3 protein-coding genes are annotated in these 4311 nt (G+C 38.8%); all 3 read left to right on the top strand.

Annotated elements, in window-relative coordinates; translation table 11 throughout:
- Positions 1-87 precede the first annotated feature (87 nt).
- On the top strand, positions 88-1428 hold the full coding sequence (locus tag Q0F90_RS07645) for a type II secretion system protein GspD (RefSeq protein ID WP_296004452.1): 1341 nt from the start codon (positions 88-90) through the stop codon (positions 1426-1428).
- 28 nt (positions 1429-1456) lie between these two features.
- Positions 1457-3376 carry an ABC-F family ATP-binding cassette domain-containing protein gene (locus tag Q0F90_RS07650; RefSeq protein WP_296004454.1) on the top strand — a complete coding sequence of 640 codons (1920 nt, stop codon included), beginning with the start codon at positions 1457-1459 and terminating at the stop codon, positions 3374-3376.
- 121 nt (positions 3377-3497) lie between these two features.
- The coding region (locus tag Q0F90_RS07655) for an ABC transporter substrate-binding protein (protein ID WP_296004456.1) at positions 3498-4311 on the top strand (814 nt) is incomplete at its 3' end.

A 4311-nucleotide genomic window follows, 5' to 3' on the forward strand; every position in this document is an offset into this window, starting at 1 on the left:
GGTTACGACTGGTAGTAGTTGGCAAGGGATATCAGTATCTGCTATTACTGAAAATAGTGTAGAAATCGTCGAAGGAGGTTCATCACGATGGCTGAAAATCGAGTGAGTAGATTTATATTCTCCAATAAAACCAATATATTACTAAAAATTGGTATTCTAATAGTTATACTTACATATATATTATTTGCGCAACCGTTAGTTGTATTAGCAGATACTAAAGAATCAAAGACAACAAATAATGTAAGAAATAATGTAGCAAATAGCGTAGAGTTTAATAATGTAGCAAATAGTCTAGATCTTAATAACGTAACAAATGGTTTAGAGCTTAATAAAGAGAATGAGTCGGTTACGATATCTGTGCGTAATGCGTCATTAAAGGAAACAATTCTCGGTATTTGTCGAAGTTATGGTATATCGGTTATCGGTGTAGAATCACTAAAGGGAAATATTACGGCAACCGTAAAAGGGGAGTCTCCGGAAGAGGTTATTAAGGAGCTTGGTCGGATATATCATTTTTCTGTATTAAAGCAGCATAATACATTGCTTATTGAATCTGATGAGGCAACACTGGAGAATAGAGAACTCTATGTTCTATCCCCAGAACACTTGCCAGCAGAATCTTTGAAAGCTGTAATGGGTACCGTAGTAAAGAATGATAAAATGGCCGTACTTTCAGAACAAAATGAGGTCATTATGCATTTAACAAGTGGTGAAAAGAGGCGTGTAGAAAATTTAGTCCGTGCTATCGATAAGGAACCAAAGCAAGTGCAACTAGAAGCTACAATTATTGCGATGGAGCAATCTTATGCAAAAGAACAAGGTTTTCGGTGGTCTTGGCTCAGTTTGACTGGCCATGGTGATGATAAAACTAATTCCTATGGAGCCGTTACCTTTGGTAAAACACCAAGTGGAGAAGCTTATAAGTTTTTTGTAAAACCAGAACTAAGTCTCATGGAAAGTTCGGGAAAAGCCGTTTTAATAGCAAAACCTTCCATTATGGCTCTTAATGGTGAGACAGCTCATATTTTGATTGGTGAAAGAATTCCTGTCGTAGAGGAGTCAGAGGTTAATGGAGAGCGGAAGCGCTCTACTCGTTATGAAGAGGTGGGTATTAAATTAAACTATACTCCTATTATTACTGCCGATGGTGGCGTGGATGCCAAAATACATGCCGAGGTGAGTACGCCGATTATGGTATCGGAAATGAAAGCTTACAAAATTAGTACAAGGCAAGCTCATACTAGAGTACGTTTACAACACGGGGAAGTCCTCGTTATAGGTGGGCTCATGGATAATCGAGATCAGCACCAAATACAAAAGGTTCCTATATTAGGAGACATCCCTTTGTTAGGTAAATTATTTCGCCATAGCAGAAAAACAAAAGATTCTATAGAGATGTTGGTGTTAGTACGGGCAACTGTGGTATAATAAAGGGTAAATGATTAGGAGGTTGTGAATGGAACGCATTCGAATGATAGGCCTTGGAAAATCATTTGGGGTGCGCCAAGTATTTTCCAATGTGTCCTTTGAAATAAAAGAGGGGGATAGACTCGCTTTAGTTGGGCCTAATGGGGCCGGTAAATCTACCTTGTTGAAATGTATATTAGGTTATGAGGAGCTTGATGAAGGTAATGTAGTTAAGTCTCCTGTGGCAAGTATTGGCTACTTACAACAAGATGTAAATCTTGGTGATGATAGCTTGGCTACTGAAATCGAAAAGGCTTGGGCTGATGTACACGAATTGGAAGAACAACTTAAAGAACTTACGAGCCGCTTAGAAACTGAAGAGGCTAGTGAAGCTGATTTACAACGCCTAGATTATTTACAAAATCGTCTAGAATGGCTTGGTGGTTATGATTATGAGCAAAAGACAAAGTGCATTGTTTACGGTTTAGGTTTTACTGATGAAGATTTAGACAAACCAGCTAATGCTTTTTCTGGTGGTCAAAAAACGCGTATTAACTTAGCAAAGGCCTTAGTTCGCCGTCCAGATTTTCTGTTCTTGGACGAACCGACAAACCATTTAGATATGGATATGCTCGAGTGGCTTGAGGGATACCTATCCGCCTATCCCGGTGGTATTCTTATCGTCAGTCATGACCGTTATTTCTTAGACCGCATCGTCACTGGCGTTGTGGAGCTAGATAATCATAAGGCTACAACGTATCGTGGTAACTATAGTCGCTATATCCAACAACGTGATGAACGTTTGAAGGCAGATATGGTGGCTTATGAGAAGCAACAAGAGTACATCAAGAAAACCGAGGCTTATATAGATAAATACCGGGCAGGTATCAAGTCTAAAATGGCTCGTGGGCGTCAGTCCCAGCTCAATCGATTAGAACGTCTTGAGGCGCCTGTTACTTCACATCATTTACAATTTTCTTTCCCACCTGCTGCTATGAGTGCTGATAAGGTTTTAGTCTTAGATCACTTGTCTGTAGGGTATGGTGAAAGTCGCATCATTGATGATATATCTCTCGTTGTTCGCCGTGGTGAGTCTGTGGCTCTTATTGGTCCTAATGGGGCCGGTAAATCGACTTTAGTAAAAACTATTGTAGGCGAACTATTCCCTGAATCTGGTCATGTAGATATTGGCAATCGCGTACAAGTGGGGTACTTCTCGCAAGAGCACGAAGAGTTACATGATTCTTGGCAGGTAGTAGAAGAGATTATGAATCACTTTAACTACAGTGAAGATAAAGCTCGTAACGTACTCGGTTCATTCCTATTTAAAGGGGATGATGTGTTTAAACTGGTCGGTGATTTATCCGGTGGTGAAAGAGCGCGTTTAGCGTTGCTGAAACTATTTCTTCAAGGTGATAATTTCCTTATCCTAGACGAACCAACAAACCATTTAGACATTCCTACGCGAGAAATTGTAGAGGAAGCATTGCAACAATTTGAAGGTACTTGCTTCATTATTTCTCATGATAGATATTTCCTGGATCAAGTTTCTACTAAAACAGTAGTTCTTGATGATGGCAAAATTACAGAGTATCTCGGTAATTACTCATACTACAAGGAAAAGCTGAAAGAGCAAGAAGACTTATTAGCGTTAGCTAATGGGCAGAACTTAGAAGCTGATAAGGTGGAGAGAAAATCTATTTCAGCTGATGAGCAAGTACTTTCAGCATCAGAATCTACTGAGGACAATCAGAAGAAACCAAATGCCTATATGGTGGAAAAACAATTGGCTGAAGTAGAATCTGAAATTGCTCGCCTTGAGGCGACGATGAAGATGTACGAGGTGCAACTAGCAAATCCTGTGGTGCAACAAGATTTAGAGGAAATGTCCAAAATCTCTTTGCAAATTGAAGAGACTCAAAGCGAGTTAGATTCATTGTATGAGAAGTGGGAAAGGCTATCTGAATAGCGTATTTAATGTATATATTATTGGGGAATTAAAATCATTATCTTTTAATTGACAAAGTATTTTATATTCTCATAATATAGGAATAGATTTAAAGTTTTATGTTTTGAAAGAAGGGTGTAACATGAATAAATCCATGTTGAAAAAGGCAGCCATTTTTGGTCTTGCTGGTGTAATGGCAGTTGCTGCTGGTTGTGGTAGCAATAAAGATGCAGGTGGTGCAAATAGCAATGAAGCTAAAATTGCATTATTAACAACAACAACTGGTGGTGCTGCAGCATATGGTGAATCCATTAAAGCTGGTGCAGAATTGGCAGTGAGCGAAATTAACGCTGATGCAAACGCTGTAAAAATTAACTTATTAGTAGAAGATACTAAAGGTGATAAAAACGAAGCTATCAATGCAATGAATAAAGTAATCGCAAAAGATAAAGTTGTAGCAGTTATTGGTCCTATGTTGTCTGGTGAAATGATGGCAGCTGGTCCTGTAGCAAATAAAAGCAAAGTAGTTGCTATTGGCACATCTACAACTGCTGAAGGTATTACAGATATTGGGGATTATATCTTCCGTAACGCAGTACCTGAATCCTTGGCAGTAGATACAGCTATTAAAGAAGCTCATAAAACATTAGGCTTTAAAACAGCAGCTATTATGTACTCCAATAACAATGACCAAATGGTATCTGTAAATAATACAGCTCGCAAAGCATTGGAATCCGTAGGCGTACAAATCGTTGATACTGAAACATTTGCAGATAAAGATACTGACTTCTCTGCACAATTAACTAAGATTCAACAAGCAAAACCTGATGTTATCGTAGTTGCATCTCTTTACCAAGAAGGTGCCCTTATCATGAAGAAAATGCGTGAAATGGGTATGAATCAACCTGTAGTTGGCTCCAATGGCTTCAATAGCCCACAATTCATTAAAATTGCTG

The organism is uncultured Veillonella sp. (genome assembly GCF_934190855.1).
In the GTDB taxonomy this organism is placed as follows: domain Bacteria; phylum Bacillota; class Negativicutes; order Veillonellales; family Veillonellaceae; genus Veillonella.